Here is an 18,884-nt window from a genome sequence, read left to right as displayed (position 1 = left end):
TTACTCAGACCTTGCCTTGACGTGGATCGGGCCAAAATTCTCGGTTTGCACAATCTCCACCAGGGATTCCTTGATCAGTTCCATCACCGCCAGGAAGGTAACCACGACTCCCAGACGGCCTTCCTTCGCGGAAAAGAGCGCCACAAATGGCACAAACTGGCGCCCCGACAGCCTCTCCAGCACCTCCGACATGCGCTCCCGGGTCGACAGGGCCTCGCGCTGGATGTGGTGGCTCTCGAACATGTCAGCGCGGCGCAGCACTTCGCTCAGCACCAGCAGCAGCTCGCGCATATCCACCTCCGGATCGGGCCGCGCGCGGTTCAGATCCGGGGGCTCGGCGCTGCCGACCCAGGTATCCCGCTCCAGCCGCGGCAACTCCTCAATGTCCTCGGCGGCTTTCTTGAAGCGCTCGTACTCCTGCAAGCGGCGGATCAGCTGCGCCCGGGGATCTTCTTCATCCTCCTCCACGCTGCTGGCCCGAGGCAGCAGCATGCGCGACTTTATCTCCGCCAGTACCGCCGCCATCAGCAGGTACTCCGCCGCCAGTTCAAACTGCATGGCGTCCATGAGTTCGACATAGCGCATGTACTGGGCGGTAATTTCGGAAACGTCGATCTCGAGAATGTCCAGGTTCTGGCGCCTGATCAGGTACAGGAGCAGGTCCAGCGGCCCCTCGAAGGCTTCCAGGAACACCTCCAGCGCCTGGGGCGGGATATACAGGTCCCTCGGTATCTCCGTCATGGCCTTGCCGAGCACGACGGCAAAGGGCATTTCACCCTGCTGCGGGCGCTGGGAGTCGGCGACTGCAGAGCCTGCGGGGGGGGTTATCGGCGGCGTATCGTTCACGGAATATCCTGTACTCATTCAGGGCGCGAGTATACCCGATCAGGACTCAAATGGCGTCACATCGCCCTTGCCGACCCGCAGGATCAGGGGCACGTCATCCGCCAGATCCACCACGGTGGTAGGCTCCAGGCCACAGTAGCCCCCGTCAATCACCAGGTCGACATCGTGCTCCAGCACTTCGCGGATGTCGTAGGGGTCAATGAGAGGCAACTCGTCATCCGGCATGATCAGGGTGACACTCATCAGGGGCTCGCCGAGATCCGCCAGCAGGGCCATTGCCACTACGTTGTCGGGAATACGCAGACCCACGGTCTTGCGCTTGGGGTGCATCAGCCGCCGCGGCACCTCGGAGGTGGCGCGCAGGATAAAGGTATAGGGGCCGGGGGTACTGGCCTTGAGCAGGCGATATACCGTGTTGTCCACCCGGGCGTAGTTGGCGATGTCTGACAGGTCGCGACACACCAGGGTGAAGTTGTGGCGATCATCCAGGCGGCGGATACGGCGGATCCGGTCCAGCGCGGCCTTGTCGCCGATTTGGCAGCCGAGGGCATAGGCGGAATCGGTGGGGTAGACCACCACACCGCCGGCGCGAATAATATCCGCGGCCTGACGGATCAGCCGCGCCTGCGGATTGTCGGGGTGAATCTGGAAAAACTGGCTCACAGTGCTTCTCCTGGTGAGCGGGTCGCAGGCAGCCAGCGCTCCCATACGCCGCGCAGATTGCCCAAGTGGCGCAATTCTACACCCAGCTGCGGCCCCCAGGGGCTGTCCCGGTGAAAATCGCTGCCAATCGAAACCTCCAGGCCGCACTCCAGCGCGAGCCGGCACAGCTGGCGGGTCTGCTCCGGTGTCTGCCGGCCGTTGACCACTTCTACCGCCTCTCCGCCGGCGCGCTTGAAGTCCGCCACCAGCCGCTGCAGCTTGCTGCGGGTCAGCTTGTACTTGAGGGGATGCGCCAGCACCGCAACGCCACCGGCGGCGACAATCCACTCTGTCACCTCCGCAAGCTCAGGCCAGAAGGCCTTCACATCCCCGGGCTTGCCCCGCCCCAGGTAGCGGTCAAAGGCCGCCCCCGTGTCCTTGGCGTGGCCCTGCCCCACCATCCAGCCGGCAAAGTGCGGCCGCCCCAGCTGGCTGTCCCCCGCCTCCAGCAGCGCACCCTGCATGGCCCCCGGAAAACCGAGTTTCGCCAGCCGCTCCGCAATCACCTGACCACGGTCATAGCGGGCGGCCAGCAGCCGCGCCACACCCTGCCGCAGCAGCGGATGGTCGCAATCCACGCCGAGGCCCACCACGTGAATGGTGGCGCCAGACCAGACACAGGAGAATTCCAACCCGGCCACCAGACTCATTTCCCCCTCACTCGGGCTATAATAGGCTGCTGCGGCCTCATAGCCGCTCACAGTATCGTGATCGGTTATGGCGAACAGGCGGATTCCCCTGCTGCGTGCCCTGTCCACCAGCTGCTCGGGGCTGAGGGCGCCGTCCGAGGCGGTGGTATGGGTGTGGAAGTCAATCAACACAAACTCTACACTCCGTCATCGCTGCAACTGCCATGGCCTGGTGCGGGCCCGGCAGTGTCGACCCTTACGCACATCCTAACATGCTGGAGCAAGGCCGTTTTTCATGAGACAACTGCTGGAATTCATTCCCATCGTCCTGTTCTTCATCGTGTACCAGATGGATGGCGACACCGTGACCCTGTATGGCTGGAGCCATACGGTGGACGGCATTTTCAGCGCCACCGCGGTGCTGATGGTCGCGACCGTACTCCAGGTGCTTGCCACCTGGGCTCTGACCCGGCAACTGGAAAAGCGCCTGCTCTGGGTCGGCCTCGCCGTGCTGGGTTTTGGCGCGGCAACCCTGCTGCTGCGCAACGAGATGTTCATCATGTGGAAGCCGACCATCTTCAACTGGGTACTGGCGCTGGTCTTCGGCGCGTCCCAGTTCTTCGGCCAGCGCAACCTGATGGAGCGCACCCTGGGCAGCCAGATCCAGCTGCCGCACCGGATCTGGGCCCGCCTCAATCTGCTTTGGGTCGCCCATTTCACCGTTGTGGGAGCCCTCAACCTGGTGGTCGCCTACGGCTACAGCGAGGCCACCTGGGTCAGCTACAAAATGTACTCCGCCATACTTTTTACCGTGTTCCTGACTGGCCTGACCGCCTGGATCGTTGCACCCCACCTGAAAGATCAGCCCGCCAACAACCAGGAGTAGTCAGCGCATGCTGTACGCGATTCTGTGTGAAGACGTAGACAACAGCCTGCCACTGCGGCAGCGGGCGCGCCCGGCGCACCTGGCGCGGATTCAGCAGCTGGTGGATGACGGGCGCCTGCTGGTCGCGGGCCCGCACCCGGCGCTGGATACCGAGGACCCGGGCGAGGCGGGTTTTACGGGCAGCCTGATCATTGCCGAGTTCGATAGTCTGGAAGCCGCCACCGCCTGGGCGGACTCCGACCCCTACGTCGACGCCGGCGTATTCCGCCGGGTAGTGGTCAAACCCTACAAGCGCGTACTGCCCTGAACCGGCGGCAGCGTGATAAACTCCGCGACCTCATATTCAGCTCCGGCCAGAAGGACAGCGTCTTGCAGCTCACCCTGATTATTTCCCTGTTGGCCCTACTGCTCACTGCCCCGGTGCAGGCGCAGGAAGTGCGCTATATCAGTGACACCCAGTACGTTCCGGTCCGCAGCGGCGCGGGCAATGAGTTCCGCATCGTCCACCGCGGGATTCCCTCTGGAACCCGTTTGACGGTTGGGCAAACTTCCGCGGATGGCGAGTGGTCTGAAGTCACCACCGAGAACGGCACCAGCGGCTGGGTGCGCACCCAGCACCTGATGGCCGAGCTTCCCGCCAGGAACCAGGTCGCAGCAGCCGCTGCGCGCGCGGAGCAGCTGGCCGCGGAGAACGCGGAGCTGTCCCGGGAACTGGCCGCCCTCAAGGCAGAGCGCGCGGAACTGGAGGGGGACGTCAACACCGCCGACAGCTCCCTGCAAGCCCTGACCGAGGAACTGACGCAGCTGAAACAGATTTCGGGCCGCTCGCTGCAACTGGATGCGGACAACCGGCGCCTGGTGGTGGAGGCCGAGACCCTGCGCGCCGAAGCCGACATGCTCGGTGCCGAGAACCAGCGCCTGCAGGATAACCTGCGCAGCAGCGCCTTCCTGGACGGAGCCCTGGCAGTGCTGCTGGGTGTTGTCATTGCGCTGGTGGCACCCCGCCTCTGGCCCAAGCGCCGGCGCAATGACGGCTGGGGCTGACACCCGGCCAACCAACTGCAATGAAAGGACCTGACCATGTTACGCGCCCTGAGCCTGTCCCTGCTGTTTTTGCTACCCCTGGCAGCGACAAGTGCGGAGGAAACCCCGCTGCCCAACCCCCAGGTCGTGATCAAGACCAATGAGGGCGAGGTTACCCTGCGCCTGTTTCGCGACAAGGCACCGATCACCGTCGCCAACTTCCTCGCCTACGTGGACGCTGGCCACTACAATGGCACCATTTTCCATCGCGTCATTCCCAATTTCATGATCCAGGGCGGCGGCTTCCTGCCCGACATGACCGAGAAGGAAACCGGCGAGCCCATCGTCAACGAATCGCGCAACCGCCTGCACAATGTGCGCGGCACCATCGCCATGGCTCGCACCGCCGAACCCGACTCTGCCACGGCGCAGTTTTTCATCAACCAGCGCACCAACCTGCGGCTGGATTGGACGCCGGGGCAGGAGGGATACACTGTGTTTGGCGAAGTGACGGACGGCATGGCGGTGGTCGACTACATTGCCTCCAGCCCGGTGCAGAAGCTGAACGGCCTCAGTGACGTACCGACGGAGCCGATAATGATCAAGGAAATCGTCCGCAAGCCGCTGCTATGACTGCTCTCAGCGTCAACCTCAACAAGATCGCCCTGATCCGCAATTCCCGGGACACCCGCAATCCGGATATCCCGCGGCACGCGCAGATCTGCATCGACGCCGGTGCCGACGGCATCACCGTGCATCCGCGGCCGGACCAGCGTCACATCCGGGTGCAGGACTGTCACGATCTGGCCGCGATGCTGACGGTGGAGTTCAACATGGAAGGCAATCCGATGACCGGCCCGCGCCAGAGCGGCCGACGGGGCGTCAGCGACTATCCGGGGTTCATGGCCCTGGTCAAAGAGATCCGCCCGGCCCAGTGCACCCTGGTCCCGGATGGTGACAACCAGCTTACCTCGGACCACGGCTTCGACCTCAAGCGTGACGGCGACATCGTTGCGCCCCTGGTACAGGAACTGCAGGCCCTGGGCATCCGCACCAGCCTGTTCATGGACCCGGACCCGGAGCAGATACGTCTCGCGGCCCAGACCGGTACCGACCGTATTGAGCTCTACACGGAGAGCTATGCCCGCGCCTTTGCCAACGACGGGGATGTCGAAGCGGTACTGCAGCGCTTTATCAAGGCGGCCGAAGTGGCCGCGGACGCGGGGCTGGGCCTGAATGCCGGCCACGACCTGGACCTGCACAACCTGCCCCTGTTCACCCGGGTCCCGAACCTGCTGGAAGTGTCCATAGGCCACGCGCTGACGGTCGATGCCCTGAGCATGGGCCTGAGTCGCGCCGTCGCCGCCTATCAGCGCGCCCTCGGCAAGACCGTGCCTGACGCCGCCGCCTGAACAACCTCCATGGACGAAGACCTGCCCCCGTACCTGGTGCCCCACAGCCAGGAGCCCATCCGCATTCTGTACCAGGACGAACACCTGCTGCTGGTGCGCAAGCCCCACCTGCTGCTGAGCGTGCCGGGGCGCCACCGCCTCAATAAGGACTGCCTGGTAACCCGGCTGCAGCAGGACTATCCCGGCGCCAGTATCGTCCACCGTCTGGACCTGGATACCTCCGGGATCATGGTCGTGCCGCTGGACAAACCCACCCACGCCCACATCAGCCGCCAATTCCAGGAGCGGCTGGTGTACAAACAGTACGAGGCCGTGGTCTGGGGCGTGGTTGAGGCCGACAGTGGCGAGATCAATCTGCCCATCGTCTCCGACTGGGAGCGGCGCCCGCTGCAGAAAATCTGCCATGAGACAGGCCGCGAGGCGATTACCTGGTTCGAGGTTATGGAACGCGGGCAGGATCGCACCAGGCTGCAACTGACGCCACAGACCGGCCGCTCGCACCAGCTGCGCATCCACTGCCGCGAACTCGGCCACCCAATCCTCGGCTGCGACATGTATGCCGACCCCGCGGCGCTGGCGCTGTCACCGCGGCTGCTGCTGCACGCCACGGAGCTGGGATTCACCCACCCCGCCACCGGCGGCTGGCTGCAGGAGGAATGCCCGGCGGATTTCTGATCCTCAATCCGGAGCCGGGAGATAGGTACACCAGTCCGACCAGCTGCCGGGGTAAAGCAGAGCTTCGGTATCGCCCAACTGTGCCAGGGCGTAAAGATTGACGCAGGCGGACACCCCGGAGCCGCAGTAAACCACCCGCTGCGAACCCTCGGGAACCGCGGCAAAATGTTCCGCCAAAGCGGCCGCGTCCCGCAGTCGGCCCTGGTCATCACTGACCCGCTGCCAGGGCACATTGAGCGCACCGGGGATATGCCCGGCCACCGGATCAATCGGCTCCTCCAGACCGGCAAAGCGGCGCGGCTCACGGGAATCGAGCAGCACCGCCCCCGCCGCCTGCAGCTGACTCAAATCCTCAATACCACAGTACCCGCGATAGTCGCCCACGGCGGGCTGCGGACAGGGCCGAGGCACCGGCACGGTGGTGGACACCGCGCCGCCCGCAGCGACCCAGGCCTGGTAACCACCGTTGAGCAAGCGGGGCGGGCGGTAGCCCAGCGCCCGCAACAGCCACCAGAACCGGGCGGCAAAGGCAAAGCGGGAGTCGTCGTAGGCCACTACCGGCGTTTCCAGGCCGATGCCCAGCCCCGCAAGTCGCGCCGCCAGCTGGTCCGGCTGCGGCAGCGGGTGGCGGCCTCCGTGGCGCCCCACGGGCCCGGAAAGATCCTCTTCCAGGTGCAGGTAATGGGCCCCGGGGATGTGCCCCGCGAGGTATTGTTCACGTCCGGCGTCGGGCTTGCCAAGCACAAACCGGCAGTCGATGATGACCGCGTCCACGCCGGCGGACAGTTCCGCAATATCCAGCACAGGCTGTGCCCCCACGATCCATGGTCGAATTGGCAGTGTAGCGTCAGGTCACCGCCAGGGCGAGAGAGACTGGCATTGAACAGAAACGGAACACAGCTGCCTCCAGCCGGCGACTGTACTAGAATCAGGGAAATAATCCGGAGCATACGCCGTGGTCATCCACAGCAGTGATGGCAACACCGTCACCATCGTCGCCAAACCCAACCAGTCCGCGACCTGGCGCAGTAACATGCTGGTGCTCCTGGCCCTGTCGGTGCCTTCCCTCGGCGCCGCCATCGGCTTTGCCCTCGCCGGGGCCTGGCCAATCCTGCCTTTTGCCGGGCTCGAGCTTACGGCCCTGGGGGGCTCCCTGTATTACGTCAACTGGAAGCTGCAGTACCGCCACGTGATTACCTTCGCCCCGGACGCCGTGCAGATAGACAAGGGGTTCTACCTGCCGAGCCAAAGCTGGAGCTTTGCCCGCGACGCTACCGGCCTCAGCATCGAACCCGAACGCCACCCCTGGGACGCCCCGGGCCTCTGCCTGCAGTGCGCCGGGGAGAGAATCAGTGTCGGCGAGTTCCTCAACCGCGAGGACGGCCTGGCCCTGCAGCAGCACCTGCGGCAGGAGCTGCGCGTGCTGGGCTACGGCGAACGGGCCAGCCACGCCTTCTGAGCCCGTTTTTACCCGCCGCCCCTGGCCATTGGGTGAAGGCGCTGGCACCTGTATACTCTGCGGCCCTGTAATTCCCCGGATCACCGCCATGTCCAGCAACAAAGTCGGCTTCGTCAGCCTGGGCTGCCCCAAGGCCCTGGTTGATTCCGAGCGCATCCTGACCCAACTCAAGCTGGACGGCTACGAAATCGTGCCCAGCTACCAGGATGCCGAGCTGGTGGTGGTCAACACCTGCGGCTTTATCGACAGCGCCAAGCAGGAGTCGCTGGAGGCCATCGGCGAGGCCATCAGCGAAAACGGCCGGGTGATCGTGACTGGCTGCATGGGCAAGGGCGCCGATGCCGAGTCCATCCTGCAGCTGCACCCGAAGGTGCTCAGCGTCACCGGGCCGGCAGCGTACGAGGAAGTGGTCAGCGCCGTGCACCAGTACGTGCCCCACACCCAGGTGCACGACCCCTATGTGGACCTGGTACCGCCCCAGGGGGTCAAGCTGACCCCGCGGCACTACGCCTACCTGAAGATTTCCGAGGGCTGCAACCACCGCTGCAGCTTCTGCATCATCCCGCACATGCGCGGCGACCTGGTGAGTCGCCCTATCGGCGAGGTCATGGAGGAGGCGGAGCGCCTGGTCAAGGCCGGGGTACGCGAGCTGCTGGTCATCTCCCAGGACACCAGCGCCTACGGCGTGGACCTGAAATACCGCACCGGCTTCTGGAACGGCCGCCCGATGAAAACCAGCATGCAGTCACTGTGCGAGGGGCTGGCGGAACTCGGGATCTGGGTGCGGCTGCACTACGTCTACCCCTACCCGCACGTGGACAATATCCTGCCGCTGATGGCGGACGGCAAGATCCTGCCCTACCTCGACATCCCCTTCCAGCACGGCAGCCCCAGCGTGCTCAAACGCATGAAGCGCCCCGCGGCCGCGGAGAAGTCCCTGGAGCGCATCCAGCACTGGCGCCAGATCTGCCCGGACATTACCCTGCGCAGCACCTTTATCGTCGGCTTCCCGGGGGAAACCGATGCGGATTTCGAGGTCCTGCTGGACTTTCTCGAAGAGGCACAGCTGGACCGGGTCGGCTGCTTCCAGTACTCCCCCGTGGCCGGCGCTCCCGCGAACGACCTGCCCGACCAGGTACCGGAAGCGGTGAAGCAGGAACGCTGGGACCGGTTCATGGCCCTGCAACAGGAAATCAGCGCGGCCAGGCTGCAGGCCAAAGTGGGCCGGACCATCGAGATCCTGATCGATGCCGTCGATGAGGAAGGCGCCATCGGCCGCTCCACTGCCGATGCCCCAGAAATAGACGGCAAGGTCTACCTCGAAGGCATCACCGACCTGCAACCGGGTGATTTTGTTGAAGCGGAGGTCACTGCCGCCGACGACTACGACCTCTGGGCAGGCTGACCACACCGTGAACCTGCTGCTATTCGCCGCCGGCGAATGCACGGGCGAAGGCCTCCTGCGCCTCACCGGCCGCCGCGCCGGGCACCTGCGCCAGGTGCTGCGGGCCAGGCCCGGTGACGAGTTACAGGTTGGCGAGATCAATGGCCGGATTGGCCGCGGTACCGTCAGCGCCATCGACAAGCACAGCGCCGAACTGCAGATAACCTTGCACAGCCCGCCACCGCCCAAGCTTCCCGTAACCCTGCTGCTGGCCCTGCCGCGACCCAAAATGCTGCGCCGCATCCTGCGCGCCGCAGCCGAATTCGGTGCCGCGGAAATCCACCTCCTCAACAGCTACCGGGTCGAGAAAAGCTACTGGCAAACCCCGGTACTCGCCCCCGCCACCATCCGCGACCACCTCCTGCAGGGCCTGGAACAGTCCCGCGACACCGTCCTGCCCCCCGTCCACCTGCACCCCCGCTTCAAGCCCTTCGTCGAAGACCAGCTACCCTGCCTCATCACCGGCCGCGACGCCCTCCTCGCCCACCCCGGGGACACCCCCCTCGCCCCGACCGGCTTCACCCAGCCGACGCTTCTGGCAGTGGGCCCCGAGGGCGGCTTCATCCCCTACGAAGTCGACAAACTGCTGGCCGCAGGTTGCCGCCAGGTCTCCCTGGGACCGCGCATCCTGCGCGTGGAGAACGCCGTCGCGGCGCTGTTGGGAAGGGCCATATGAGTCTTGATATGGTGCGTTGCTGGGCGAGGGCGCGACCGATCCACCCGCGACACGCCGTGGATACGTCCCTGTAGGCTTCTTGACAGCATCCATGCTGTCAGGAGTCGCGGGTGCACCGGCCGCTCCCCCGCCCGCTACCAACCAGAGGAGCTTCGATCCTCGGCGGCCTTGTTTTAGACCAACGAGGCGCCACCGAGTAGCCACCGGTGCCGGGGAGTCATGGCGGGGTACTGGGACCGTTGACGGCATGGATGCCGTCACCGAGCCTACATGGACGTATTAACGGCGTGTCCCATTACCCTGCCGTGGCTCTCCGGCACTCTCGCCGGCATTAACCAGCTGGTCCGAATCAGAACCGGTACTGGATCTCCGCGCCATACATCCGCGGCGGCGCCACCGCGTAGCCGCCGGTCCCCGAGGACTCCACCAGCGCAGTGCCGCCGTTGAGGTAGTCCTCGTCGGTCAGGTTGGTGCCGAACAGGGAGCCGACCCAGCGCTCATCCGGGGAGACCCACCCCAGGCGGGCGCTCAGCTCGAACTGCTCGTCCTCAAACCAGAGGCCGGTGGTGCAGCTGAGCGCGTCGAAGCAGAACTCCATGTCGAACTTCCAGCTCCCCTGCAGCCGCGGCGTGAAGGTGCCGTAGGCTGTTTCCAGGTTGTACTGGGCAGACAGCAGATAGCTCTGCTCGGCCAGCCGCGGCAGGTTTTCACCGGACCGGTCATTGGGGCAGGAATCGACCTGCAGCAGGGTCAGGTTGGCACGTACACAGCCGGGGCCCGGGGCTACGGAGGCATCGGCAATCGTGATCTGCTCGTCCATGAACTCCTTGATGTCACCATCGGTGATGGTGGCATTGAAGCCGATGATCAGGTTGTCCGTGGCCAGCCAGGTGCTCTCCAGCTCAAAGCCCTTGATGGTGGATTCGGCCGCGTTGATGGTCGCCGGTGAAGGTGAATTGACTTCAGGGTTGATCACCAGGGTGGTGAGCTGCCGATTGGTGTAGTCCGTGTAGAACAGGGCTCCGTTGAGGCGCAGGCGGCGCTGCAGCAGATCGAGTTTGAAACCCAGTTCGATATTCTCGACTTCCTCGGGTTCGAAGCGCTCCAGTTCACCGGTCGGAGACTCGGACAGACCGCCGGACAGGAACCCTTCGCTGTAGGTCAGGTACAGGCTACCCTGGTCCAGAACGCGGTTCTCGCCGATCAGGTACTGGATGCTGGCCATCGGCGTAACATCGTTATTCGAGACCTTGCGCTGGCGCACGCCGGCCTCAACGAAGCTGAACGCGGGGTTATATTCGAAGCCGGGACGCTGGACCACAAACAGGCCACCGCCCACGGGAATGGCCGGACCGCCGTTGAGATCCAGGGTAGCCGGGTCGATCGCCAGATCCTGGATCTTGAGCTCACGGCTCTCGTCGGTGTAACGCAAGCCCAGGGTTGCACGCCACTCTGGGGTCAACTCCCACTCCAATTGGGCGTAGGCCGCCACCGCATCATTGTTGGCGGTCTGGGTGTCCGCGGAGAGATTGAGAAAGAACAGGTTGGCGATGGCGGGCTCGAAGGGTCCCAGGAAGCTGATGCTCTGGCGCCCCTTGCTCTCCTCCTCGAACCAGTACAGGCCAGTCACATACTGCAGGCGGTCGTCGAAAGCACTGCCGATCAGCTGGAACTCCTGGCTGTACTGGTCGCTTTCGCCAGCGCCACCCTGCGGGTGCACGGTATTGGTGCGGTGCAGGAAAGGGATACCCGTGTGGTCCAGCTCGTCATTCTGCGAGGCCTCGGTGTAGCGGTAACCGCTGATGCTCTTGAGCGAGAGGTCGGGGCTGAGGGCCCATTCGGCCACCAGAGAGGCACCCCGGTTCTCGGCCTTGTATTCACCGCCGAGGTCGGAAATGACTGTGCGCGGATCGCCCCCACCCGCCTCGGTGGAATCCTGACAGAAGTCCGCGAGGGTACGGCCCGTGGCGGGGCCAATTGCCAGCGCGTTGAACAGCGTTGCCTGCCAACCATCATCGTTAACATTGATGCATTTCATGGGCCGCATGCGCTGGTCGGTATCGGCCCAGTTCAGGTTGAGATCCAGTGTGAGATCGTCGCTGGCGGCCCAGCGGGTCTGCCAGATGATGCTCTGGCGGTCCTCGTCCATGTAGTCCTTGCCGTCGAAAAGGTTCTCGATATGCCCGTCGCGTTTGCGGGTAACCCCGGAAAAGCGCGTCCACAGGGTATCTGTCAGCGGCAGGTTGAGGACAAACTCGGTATCGAGGCGGTCGTAGTTGCCCACCCGGACGCCCACCGAGCCCTCGAATTCCTCGACTGGCTTGTTGGTGGTGAAGACCAGGGCGCCGCCCGTTGTGTTCTTGCCGAACAGGGTGCCCTGAGGGCCGCGCAGCACCTGTACCGACTGGATGTCGTTCAGATCAAGCAGGGCACCATCGGGACGCCCCAGATAGATGTCATCGATGTAAATGCCGACCCCGGAATCAATGTTCTCACCGGTATTGCGCTGGCCGACACCTCGTATGTAGACGCTGGCGAGAGGCGCCGCGCCGTTGGCTTCGACCACGTCGATATTGGGTGCCAGGCTGTTCAGATCCGCCAGATTGCGGACACCGGCCTCACGCAGTGCCGTTGCGTCCAGTGCCGTTACCGCCAGCGGAGCCTCCTGCAGGCTCTCCGCACGCTTGCGAGCCGTGACCATGACCTCCTCAAGCACCATTCCCTGGGCCAGCACCGGCACCGGAACAGTGCTCACAAGCGCGGCCAGCACCGCTACGGACATCACAGACGAAGGCCTTGCACCACGCTTCAACATCAACCGTACCTCTCTGTTTATTGTTATGTTTCGCTTGCGCTAGTCACTAACGACAATTAGTCCAGATTAAAGCAGCCTTTCAGGCGTTACAGCAAGGCGGCAAATTACCGCGACTGGAGAAGCCTGTTCCGCGCCGCCGGATTGCTGCGGCTGGTTCAACTTACACTACCAGTGGCAAGCCCCGCCGGACAGGACACGCCAGTGCCACCCAGGCCACAGTAACCACCCGGATTCTTGGCCAGATACTGCTGGTGATACTCCTCGGCATAGTAGAAGGGGGGTGCGGGCAGAATCTCGGTGGTGATGGCGCCGTAACCGGCGCGATCCAGAGCGGCCTGGAATTGCTCGCGGCTGAGTTCAGCCTGCTGCTGCTGTTCCGTGCCGAAGGTGTAGATCGCCGAGCGATACTGGGTGCCGAGGTCATTGCCCTGGCCCATGCCCTGGGTGGGGTCGTGACCTTCCCAGAAATGCTGCAACAGCTCGGTATAGCTGATGCGCGCTGGATCGAACACCACCAGCACCGCTTCGGTGTGGCCGGTCTGGCCGCTGCACACTTCCTGGTAGGTGGGGTTGGGGGTATGGCCGCCGGCGTAGCCGGCCGCCGTGGTGAAAACCCCGGGCAACAGCCAGAACAGGCGCTCCACGCCCCAGAAGCAGCCCATGCCAAACACCGCCTGCTGCAGATGCGCCGGGAACGGCCCGGACAGCGGGTTGGTATTGACATAATGTGCGGCCGGCACCGGCATCGGCGCCGACCGGCCGGGCAGGGCCGAGTCGGCAGTGGGTATGGCGCGTTTCTTGCGAATCTCAAACAGGCTCATTCTTGTGACCTCTATAAAGCACAGGCTTCAGTGTACTGCCCTTCCCCTCCCCGGTGTAGCCGGTGTAAGCTCATGAGCGGGACAGTTTTCAGCTGCGCCATAGAGCTGTCACATTTTTGCCCTAGTCTGCAGCAATCCCGGAACCGCCAGGCCGCGAACCATTACCAGCGGCGGCGGTCTCAGCTGCTGATGAGAAGGAATCAAAACATGACAACACATAACACCACTTTCGACCCGGGCGAGTTGTGCAGCCGCAAGCTTTGGCGCATCGTTGCCGGCCAGGAAAACAACCAGGCTCTCGACGAGGGCAGCCTGCAAAAGGCCATTGCCGAGCTCGCGGAACGCCGCCACTACCTCGCCGAACTGGAGCGCCTCGGCAAGCTGGAGCGTCGGCACTAGCCTCAAACTCCCATGGCAAAACCCCCTGCCCGCAAGGCCAGCAGCACTGACATACAGGCCTTCCTCAGCAAGAGCAAGGCGGTGGCCACGTTTGCGGACAAGCATCCACGTCTCCTGTTTGCCATCGATGCCACCGCCAGTCGCGAGCCCACCTGGGCCGTAGCCCGTCAACTCCAGTCCGACATGTTCGCAAGCGCTGGCCGCATAGCCTCACTCTCGATCCAGCTCTGCTACTACCGTGGCTTTCAGGAATTCCACGCCAGCCCCTGGTTGCGCGACGCCCAGGCCCTCGCCAGCCAGATGGCGACGGTGAGCTGCGAGGGTGGGCATACCCAGATCGGCCGCCTGTTGCGCCACGCCCAAAGGATACACCGGGAAACGCCGGTGCGTGCGCTCGTTTTTATTGGCGACGCCGTAGAGGAGCTGCCCGACAGCCTGTGCAACCAGGCGGGACAGTGCGGGCTGCTGAAATTGCCGCTATTCCTCTTTCAGGAGGGCGACGACCCCCTGGTGCGCAGCACTTTCCAGAGTATGGCAAAACTCAGCGGTGGTGCCTGGGCGCGGTTCGATCATAGCAGCGCCCACACCCTGGCGGAACTGCTGGGAGCCGTGGCGCGCTATGCCGCGGGCGGCCGGGCTGCGTTGGAGAATAACCCCGGGGAGGGTGCTAAACTGCTGCTCCAACAACTCAAGCCCTGAGGACCGACGTGCCGAAACTCTTGCTGCTGCTGGCCATCGCGCTCGCCCTCTACATCCTGTTCATCCGCGCCCAGGCCCTGCCCCCCCACCAGCGCAAGGCCCAGTACCTGAAGCTGGGCATCGTCATTGCCGTGGGTGCCGTAGTGTTCCTGACCCTGACCGGGCGCATGCACTGGGTCGGCGCCGCGCTGACCGGCCTGCTGGTCGGCGCGCGCCAGCTGCTGCCGCTGCTGATCCGTCTGTTTCCCATGTTGTCTTCCCTGCGCAACAAGGCGAGCGCTGCGGGGCCGGGCCAGCACTCCACCGTGGAATCAGCCATCCTGCGGATGCATCTGGACCACGAGTCCGGCAAGCTCAGCGGCGAAGTGCTGCGCGGACCACTGCAGGACTGGCGGCTGGATGAGCTGGATCGCAGTCAGCTGGAGGACCTTCTGCGCTACTGCCAACAGGAAGACAACGACTCCGTGCAATTGCTGCTCAGTTATCTGGAGCAACGCTTTCCCGGGGAAGCCGACTTCGGCAGGCAACAGCAGGCAGCACCGGACACCGGCAGCGGACTGTCCCGCGCCGAGGCGCTGGCGGTACTGGGCCTCGAGGACAATGCCAGTGACGAGGACATTGTCCAGGCGCACCGGAAATTGATGCAGAAGCTGCACCCGGACCGCGGCGGCAATGATTACCTGGCCGCCAAGGTCAACCAGGCAAAGGATTTTCTGCTCGGCTGACGCGCCGGACACTACACTCCCACACCACCACAGAGGAACACGGTTTACCATGAGCGACGTATTTGTTATCCGCAACCAGCTGGGCCACTACTGGGGCAAGAGCAAGGCCTGGATTGACGGCCGCGACGCCCGGGCGGCACAACGCCTGAAGCACCAGGACGAGGCGGTCAACCTGCTGTTCGAGCTCAGCAGCAAGGATGTGGACCTGCGCGGCGAGGTTGTCACCGCAGCGGTGGACGATCGCGGCGAGCCGCTGCTCGAGCCGAGCAACAACCCCCTGCCCCAGCCGACCGCGCCGGACGAGCCCAACGTGGCTGCAGGAACGGAACACGAAGCGCTGGTTGACGGTCAAACCGGGGCTTGAACAACTACCCTTACGAGGCGCAATACGAACATGAGAATCCTGCTTTTCCTGGCCACCAACGTTGCCGTGCTGGTACTGGTCAGTCTTATCTTCAGCCTGCTGGGGCTGGACGGTATCCTCGCCGACAATGGCGTGGACCTGAACCTGGGCTCACTGCTGATCTTCTGCGCCTTGTTCGGCTTTGGGGGCTCCCTGATCTCCCTGTTCCTGTCCAAGTGGATGGCAAAGCGCGGCACCGGGACCCGGATCATTGAAAATCCGCGTACCCGCGACGAACAGTGGCTGGTAGAGACTGTGCGCGAACTTGCCGGGGAGGCCGGCATCGGCATGCCCGAGGTCGGTATTTTCCCATCCGAGGCCTCAAACGCCTTCGCCACCGGCTGGAACCGCAACGCGGCGTTAGTCGCCGTTAGCAGCGGCCTGTTGCAGCGCTTCAGTCGCGACGAAGCCCGCGCCGTCATGGCCCATGAAATCGGTCACGTCGCCAACGGCGACATGGTGACCCTCACCCTGATCCAGGGGGTGATCAACACCTTTGTACTGTTCTTCGCGCGGATTATCGGCCATACAGTGGACCGGGTGATCTTCAAGACCGAGCGCGGCTACGGCATCGGTTACTACGTGGTGTCGTTCGTCGCCCAGATAGTACTCAGCATCCTCGCCAGCATGATCGTGTTCTGGTTCTCGCGCTGGCGCGAGTACCGGGCGGACGCCGCCGGCGCCAGCCTGGCGGGCAATGCGGCAATGATCGGCGCCCTGCAGCGGCTGCGGGCGGAGCAGGGCCTGCCCCAGGACCTGCCCGGTGAGCTGACCGCCTTCGGCATCAGCGAACAGCTGAAGGAGGGACTGTCCGGGCTGTTTCGCTCGCACCCGCCACTGGAGGACCGGATCAGGGCGCTGCAGCAGCGCTGAACAGGTACTCACTCATCGGCACGACATCGATCTTGTCGAAGTCAATGAAGCGGGCGCAGCTCTCCATCATCGCGGCCTCGTTGGCGGTGAGGGTGGCATCGTCCGCCGCCGCATAGAATTCATGCCTGGATGTCATTGCCGCGTCGGGGAAGTTTTCCTCGACGACGGCGTGCAGCAGCGGTGCATCCGCGTCCAGCGCGCACACCACCAGATTCTGGCGATAGGCGAACGTGGACTGGGTGTCGATCGCGACCCGGCCGTGGCTGCCCTTCCAGATTCCGAGCCAGGTCTGCTCGTCCAGGCGCGGCGGCCGCTGCAGTAGCGCCACCTGACAAAAGCCCGGCACCCGGGCGTCTGCGCCGGGAAGCTGCGTGGTATTCACAAGGGGCTCGGCCTCGGCCACCAGCCAGGCGCAGCTACGGGCTACCAGTTCCGGCGCCAGCGCTGCGGGATCCGGCCGCCGCCAGGCGTCATCCAGCCACAGGGACAGCAGCGCGTCGGGCAACGGGCCGGTTGTCTGCATGCGCTTGTCCGCGGCCGCTGCGACCGCGCCGTCGGCTACCGCCAGCCGCAGCCCGCGCAGCGCCGGGAGAGCCTCCAGCTGCGGCACCAACTGCTGCCGCAGGCCTGCCCCGAAGTCATCCGCCGCAACCGCGTCCTGGCGCCACAGGCAAAAGATTACCTTTTCCATGGTCGCTCCTCAGGACAGCCCGATCGGCGGGGTGATGGTGGCGCAGTTGTCGATCAGCATCTCGGCGCCGTTCACGAACCAGGATTCATCCGCGGCCAGGTACAGCACCATGTGGGCCACGTCCTCGGGGTTGCACATGTTATTGCCCTGCAGGGACGCCAGATCTTCCGCACTCACGGCTTCCTTGCCCATCGCCAGCTTTGCCACCATGGGGGTTCTGACGCCGTCCGGGTGCACCGAGTTGCAGCGGATGCGGTTGCCCTTTTCCTTGCAGTACATGGCCACCGATTTGGTGAGCGCGCGCACGGCGCCCTTGCTGGCGCTGTAGGCCGCGGCAAAGGAGACGCCCTGCATCGCCGCCACCGAAGACATGTTGACGATGGAACCGCCACCGCTCTGTTCCATCGCCGGAATGGCGTGCTTGCAACCGAGGAAAACCCCCTCTGAGTTGACGGCCTGCACCTTGCGGAAGGTCGCGAGATCGGTGTCCACTACCGAGGCCGCGGTCAGCAGTCCGGCGTTGTTGATCAGGATATCCAGGCGCCCGAACTCGGCCACGGTAGCGGCAATCACACTGCGCCAGTTATCTTCATCGGTGACATCCAGGCGCATGAAACGGGCCTTCTCACCAATGCTTTCAGCCACGGCATTGCCGTCGGTTTCGTTGAGGTCCGCAACCACGACCGCGGCGCCTTCCTGCGCCAGCAGGATCGCATCCGCCTTGCCCATGCCGCTGGCCCCGCCCGTGACGATCGCCACCTTGCCTGCCACTCTGCCCATCTGAACGCTCCCTCGCCCCGCTGGGGCTTGTTGTTGAATAAGAGCGCCGGAGTTAAGCAAATGCCCCCCTAAAGCTCAATCAGGCAGTGACAAAAGCGATGCTCGTGACTGCTCTGTTGAACCGGTTGCGAGCCTCGCACCTCGCGCGCAGGAATAGTATTCTTGCGCAATCCTATTAATTGTGGAGCACCCTCATGCAACAGTCTCCGGGTTCATCGCGACTGCTCACGGTACTGACCTATCTCGCCCTGGCCCTGCTGCTGGCCCTGCCGCTGGCGGTACTGATGGTGAGGGCCGGCCTCTGGCAACAGGGGCTGATGCTTTACGCCATCAGCTGTCTCGCCGCGGCCGTTGTCCTGTTGCTGCTGGTGCTGTTGCTGGCGTTGCCACGGTACCGGCAACGAAGCCGCCAGATCTGGCTGGGCGCAGCGCTGGTGCTGCCCGGCACCCTGCTGTTCCTGTCAGTGCTGGCTACCCGGGGTTACTACCCGCCCATCCACGACATTACCACTGACCTGAGTGACCCGCCCGTGTTCACCCATGCAACCACCCTGCGCGGGCCGGACAGCAACACTCTGGCGGTCAAGCCAGACACTCTGGGTGTACAGCGCGAAGCCTACCCCGACCTGGAGAGCCTGCGCAGTGAGCGCAGCGCCAGCAATGCCTACCGCCACGCCCTGGAAGTGGCGGCCGGACTGGGCTGGGACATTGTCTGGCAGGATCCCGAGAGCGCTTATATTGAAGCTGTGGACACTACTGCCATCATGGCGTTCAAAGACGATATCGCCATCCGCGTTCGCTCCACGGCCGAAGGCAGCGTGATCGACCTGCGCTCTGTATCACGGGTCGGCGTCGGTGATATCGGTGCCAACGCCAAACGTATTCGCGCGTTTATCGCTGCGTTCAAACAAGAGGGAACCTGAGCC

The 18,884-nt window shown here is 64.2% G+C and carries 23 protein-coding genes; 15 read left to right on the top strand and 8 right to left on the bottom strand.

Going from position 1 to position 18,884, the window contains the following annotated elements:
- The 3 genes from Q6D67_RS11085 to Q6D67_RS11075 are packed head-to-tail and all read right to left on the bottom strand — an operon-like array spanning nucleotide 1 to nucleotide 2,369.
- Nucleotides 1-846 (bottom strand): ScpA family protein, encoded by an 846-nt coding sequence (locus Q6D67_RS11085; protein WP_304705678.1) that lies wholly within the window; start codon nucleotides 844-846, stop codon nucleotides 1-3.
- A gap of 39 nt (nucleotides 847-885) precedes the next feature.
- Complete coding sequence (locus tag Q6D67_RS11080; RefSeq protein WP_304705677.1) at nucleotides 886-1,509, bottom strand: L-threonylcarbamoyladenylate synthase; 624 nt, start codon at nucleotides 1,507-1,509, stop codon at nucleotides 886-888.
- A complete protein-coding gene (locus Q6D67_RS11075) occupies nucleotides 1,506-2,369 on the bottom strand; it encodes a PHP domain-containing protein (protein WP_304705676.1) in 864 nt (287 codons plus the stop codon). Before Q6D67_RS11075 ends, Q6D67_RS11080 begins: the two co-directional genes overlap by 4 nt.
- Nucleotides 2,370-2,472: 103 nt before the next feature.
- Here Q6D67_RS11075 and Q6D67_RS11070 point away from each other — a divergent pair, with 103 nt between their 5' ends.
- The 6 genes from Q6D67_RS11070 to Q6D67_RS11045 all read left to right on the top strand — a co-directional run bounded on the left by Q6D67_RS11070 (nucleotide 2,473) and on the right by Q6D67_RS11045 (nucleotide 6,173).
- A complete protein-coding gene (locus Q6D67_RS11070; RefSeq protein WP_304705675.1) occupies nucleotides 2,473-3,063 on the top strand; it encodes an inner membrane-spanning protein YciB in 591 nt (196 codons plus the stop codon).
- Nucleotides 3,064-3,070: 7 nt separating this feature from the next.
- The gene (locus Q6D67_RS11065) at nucleotides 3,071-3,370 is read left to right on the top strand and encodes a YciI family protein (RefSeq protein ID WP_304705674.1); all 300 of its coding nucleotides are present in this window, start codon (nucleotides 3,071-3,073) and stop codon (nucleotides 3,368-3,370) included.
- Between the two features lie 62 nt (nucleotides 3,371-3,432).
- The gene (locus tag Q6D67_RS11060) at nucleotides 3,433-4,107 is read left to right on the top strand and encodes a TIGR04211 family SH3 domain-containing protein (RefSeq protein ID WP_304705673.1); all 675 of its coding nucleotides are present in this window, start codon (nucleotides 3,433-3,435) and stop codon (nucleotides 4,105-4,107) included.
- A gap of 36 nt (nucleotides 4,108-4,143) precedes the next feature.
- Nucleotides 4,144-4,719, top strand: a complete 576-nt coding sequence (locus Q6D67_RS11055) for a peptidylprolyl isomerase (RefSeq protein ID WP_304705672.1) — start codon at nucleotides 4,144-4,146, stop codon at nucleotides 4,717-4,719.
- Nucleotides 4,716-5,498 (top strand): pyridoxine 5'-phosphate synthase, encoded by a 783-nt coding sequence (locus Q6D67_RS11050; protein WP_304705671.1) that lies wholly within the window; start codon nucleotides 4,716-4,718, stop codon nucleotides 5,496-5,498. The genes Q6D67_RS11055 and Q6D67_RS11050 overlap by 4 nt, the downstream gene beginning before the upstream one ends.
- A 9-nt stretch (nucleotides 5,499-5,507) precedes the next feature.
- Nucleotides 5,508-6,173, top strand: coding sequence for a pseudouridine synthase (locus Q6D67_RS11045; protein WP_304705670.1), 666 nt, complete (start codon nucleotides 5,508-5,510; stop codon nucleotides 6,171-6,173).
- 3 nt (nucleotides 6,174-6,176) lie between these two features.
- Here the strand turns inward: Q6D67_RS11045 and Q6D67_RS11040 are convergent, their stop codons facing one another.
- On the bottom strand, nucleotides 6,177-6,977 hold the full coding sequence (locus Q6D67_RS11040) for a sulfurtransferase (RefSeq protein ID WP_304705669.1): 801 nt from the start codon (nucleotides 6,975-6,977) through the stop codon (nucleotides 6,177-6,179).
- A gap of 151 nt (nucleotides 6,978-7,128) precedes the next feature.
- Here Q6D67_RS11040 and Q6D67_RS11035 point away from each other — a divergent pair, with 151 nt between their 5' ends.
- From Q6D67_RS11035 to Q6D67_RS11025, 3 genes are all read left to right on the top strand, one after another.
- Nucleotides 7,129-7,632, top strand: a complete 504-nt coding sequence (locus Q6D67_RS11035; protein WP_304705668.1) for a DUF2244 domain-containing protein — start codon at nucleotides 7,129-7,131, stop codon at nucleotides 7,630-7,632.
- Between the two features lie 88 nt (nucleotides 7,633-7,720).
- On the top strand, nucleotides 7,721-9,037 hold the full coding sequence (gene rimO / locus Q6D67_RS11030; protein WP_304705667.1) for a 30S ribosomal protein S12 methylthiotransferase RimO: 1,317 nt from the start codon (nucleotides 7,721-7,723) through the stop codon (nucleotides 9,035-9,037).
- A 7-nt stretch (nucleotides 9,038-9,044) separates the two neighbouring features.
- Entirely contained in the window at nucleotides 9,045-9,752 is a 708-nt protein-coding gene (locus Q6D67_RS11025) for a 16S rRNA (uracil(1498)-N(3))-methyltransferase (RefSeq protein ID WP_304705666.1), read from the top strand.
- A gap of 349 nt (nucleotides 9,753-10,101) precedes the next feature.
- Here Q6D67_RS11025 and Q6D67_RS11020 read toward each other — a convergent pair whose 3' ends face one another.
- Nucleotides 10,102-12,567 (bottom strand): TonB-dependent receptor, encoded by a 2,466-nt coding sequence (locus Q6D67_RS11020; protein WP_304705665.1) that lies wholly within the window; start codon nucleotides 12,565-12,567, stop codon nucleotides 10,102-10,104.
- A gap of 155 nt (nucleotides 12,568-12,722) precedes the next feature.
- On the bottom strand, nucleotides 12,723-13,388 hold the full coding sequence (gene msrA, locus Q6D67_RS11015) for a peptide-methionine (S)-S-oxide reductase MsrA (RefSeq protein WP_304705664.1): 666 nt from the start codon (nucleotides 13,386-13,388) through the stop codon (nucleotides 12,723-12,725).
- Between the two features lie 207 nt (nucleotides 13,389-13,595).
- Between msrA and Q6D67_RS11010 the strand changes: the two genes are divergently transcribed.
- The 5 genes from Q6D67_RS11010 to htpX are packed head-to-tail and all read left to right on the top strand — an operon-like array spanning nucleotide 13,596 to nucleotide 16,487.
- A complete protein-coding gene (locus tag Q6D67_RS11010) occupies nucleotides 13,596-13,787 on the top strand; it encodes a hypothetical protein (protein WP_304705663.1) in 192 nt (63 codons plus the stop codon).
- A gap of 12 nt (nucleotides 13,788-13,799) precedes the next feature.
- Complete coding sequence (locus Q6D67_RS11005) at nucleotides 13,800-14,486, top strand: VWA domain-containing protein (protein WP_304705662.1); 687 nt, start codon at nucleotides 13,800-13,802, stop codon at nucleotides 14,484-14,486.
- Between the two features lie 8 nt (nucleotides 14,487-14,494).
- A complete protein-coding gene (locus Q6D67_RS11000; RefSeq protein ID WP_304705661.1) occupies nucleotides 14,495-15,211 on the top strand; it encodes a DnaJ domain-containing protein in 717 nt (238 codons plus the stop codon).
- Between the two features lie 49 nt (nucleotides 15,212-15,260).
- Nucleotides 15,261-15,575, top strand: a complete 315-nt coding sequence (locus tag Q6D67_RS10995; protein ID WP_304705660.1) for a hypothetical protein — start codon at nucleotides 15,261-15,263, stop codon at nucleotides 15,573-15,575.
- Between the two features lie 30 nt (nucleotides 15,576-15,605).
- Nucleotides 15,606-16,487: a protease HtpX gene (gene htpX, locus Q6D67_RS10990; RefSeq protein WP_304705659.1), complete on the top strand. Its 882-nt coding sequence runs from the start codon at nucleotides 15,606-15,608 to the stop codon at nucleotides 16,485-16,487.
- Here the strand turns inward: htpX and Q6D67_RS10985 are convergent.
- Together Q6D67_RS10985 and Q6D67_RS10980 are read right to left on the bottom strand one after the other, a co-directional pair.
- On the bottom strand, nucleotides 16,465-17,178 hold the full coding sequence (locus Q6D67_RS10985; RefSeq protein WP_304705658.1) for a hypothetical protein: 714 nt from the start codon (nucleotides 17,176-17,178) through the stop codon (nucleotides 16,465-16,467). The genes htpX and Q6D67_RS10985 overlap by 23 nt on opposite strands.
- Before the next feature lie 9 nt (nucleotides 17,179-17,187).
- A complete protein-coding gene (locus Q6D67_RS10980; protein ID WP_304705657.1) occupies nucleotides 17,188-17,958 on the bottom strand; it encodes a glucose 1-dehydrogenase in 771 nt (256 codons plus the stop codon).
- 194 nt (nucleotides 17,959-18,152) lie between these two features.
- Here Q6D67_RS10980 and Q6D67_RS10975 point away from each other — a divergent pair, with 194 nt between their 5' ends.
- A complete protein-coding gene (locus tag Q6D67_RS10975) occupies nucleotides 18,153-18,881 on the top strand; it encodes a DUF1499 domain-containing protein (RefSeq protein WP_304705656.1) in 729 nt (242 codons plus the stop codon).
- Nucleotides 18,882-18,884 lie beyond the last annotated feature (3 nt).

This window comes from Haliea sp. E1-2-M8 (genome assembly GCF_030649675.1).
Classification (GTDB): Bacteria; Pseudomonadota; Gammaproteobacteria; order Pseudomonadales; family Halieaceae; genus Haliea.
This window is presented reverse-complemented; position numbering and strand designations above follow the sequence as displayed.

Excerpts from the sequence above, each read along its gene's own strand:
- Q6D67_RS11070 (WP_304705675.1), top strand. The coding sequence starts at position 2,473 with ATGAGACAACTGCTGGAATTCATTCCCATCGTCCTGTTCTTCATCGTG.
- Q6D67_RS11065 (WP_304705674.1), top strand. The coding sequence starts at position 3,071 with ATGCTGTACGCGATTCTGTGTGAAGACGTAGACAACAGCCTGCCACTG.
- Q6D67_RS11055 (WP_304705672.1), top strand. The coding sequence starts at position 4,144 with ATGTTACGCGCCCTGAGCCTGTCCCTGCTGTTTTTGCTACCCCTGGCA.
- Q6D67_RS11050 (WP_304705671.1), top strand. The coding sequence starts at position 4,716 with ATGACTGCTCTCAGCGTCAACCTCAACAAGATCGCCCTGATCCGCAAT.
- Q6D67_RS11045 (WP_304705670.1), top strand. The coding sequence starts at position 5,508 with ATGGACGAAGACCTGCCCCCGTACCTGGTGCCCCACAGCCAGGAGCCC.
- rimO (WP_304705667.1), top strand. The coding sequence starts at position 7,721 with ATGTCCAGCAACAAAGTCGGCTTCGTCAGCCTGGGCTGCCCCAAGGCC.
- Q6D67_RS11020 (WP_304705665.1), bottom strand. The coding sequence starts at position 12,567 with ATGTTGAAGCGTGGTGCAAGGCCTTCGTCTGTGATGTCCGTAGCGGTG.
- msrA (WP_304705664.1), bottom strand. The coding sequence starts at position 13,388 with ATGAGCCTGTTTGAGATTCGCAAGAAACGCGCCATACCCACTGCCGAC.
- Q6D67_RS11010 (WP_304705663.1), top strand. The coding sequence starts at position 13,596 with ATGACAACACATAACACCACTTTCGACCCGGGCGAGTTGTGCAGCCGC.
- Q6D67_RS11005 (WP_304705662.1), top strand. The coding sequence starts at position 13,800 with ATGGCAAAACCCCCTGCCCGCAAGGCCAGCAGCACTGACATACAGGCC.
- Q6D67_RS10995 (WP_304705660.1), top strand. The coding sequence starts at position 15,261 with ATGAGCGACGTATTTGTTATCCGCAACCAGCTGGGCCACTACTGGGGC.
- htpX (WP_304705659.1), top strand. The coding sequence starts at position 15,606 with ATGAGAATCCTGCTTTTCCTGGCCACCAACGTTGCCGTGCTGGTACTG.
- Q6D67_RS10985 (WP_304705658.1), bottom strand. The coding sequence starts at position 17,178 with ATGGAAAAGGTAATCTTTTGCCTGTGGCGCCAGGACGCGGTTGCGGCG.
- Q6D67_RS10980 (WP_304705657.1), bottom strand. The coding sequence starts at position 17,958 with ATGGGCAGAGTGGCAGGCAAGGTGGCGATCGTCACGGGCGGGGCCAGC.
- Q6D67_RS10975 (WP_304705656.1), top strand. The coding sequence starts at position 18,153 with ATGCAACAGTCTCCGGGTTCATCGCGACTGCTCACGGTACTGACCTAT.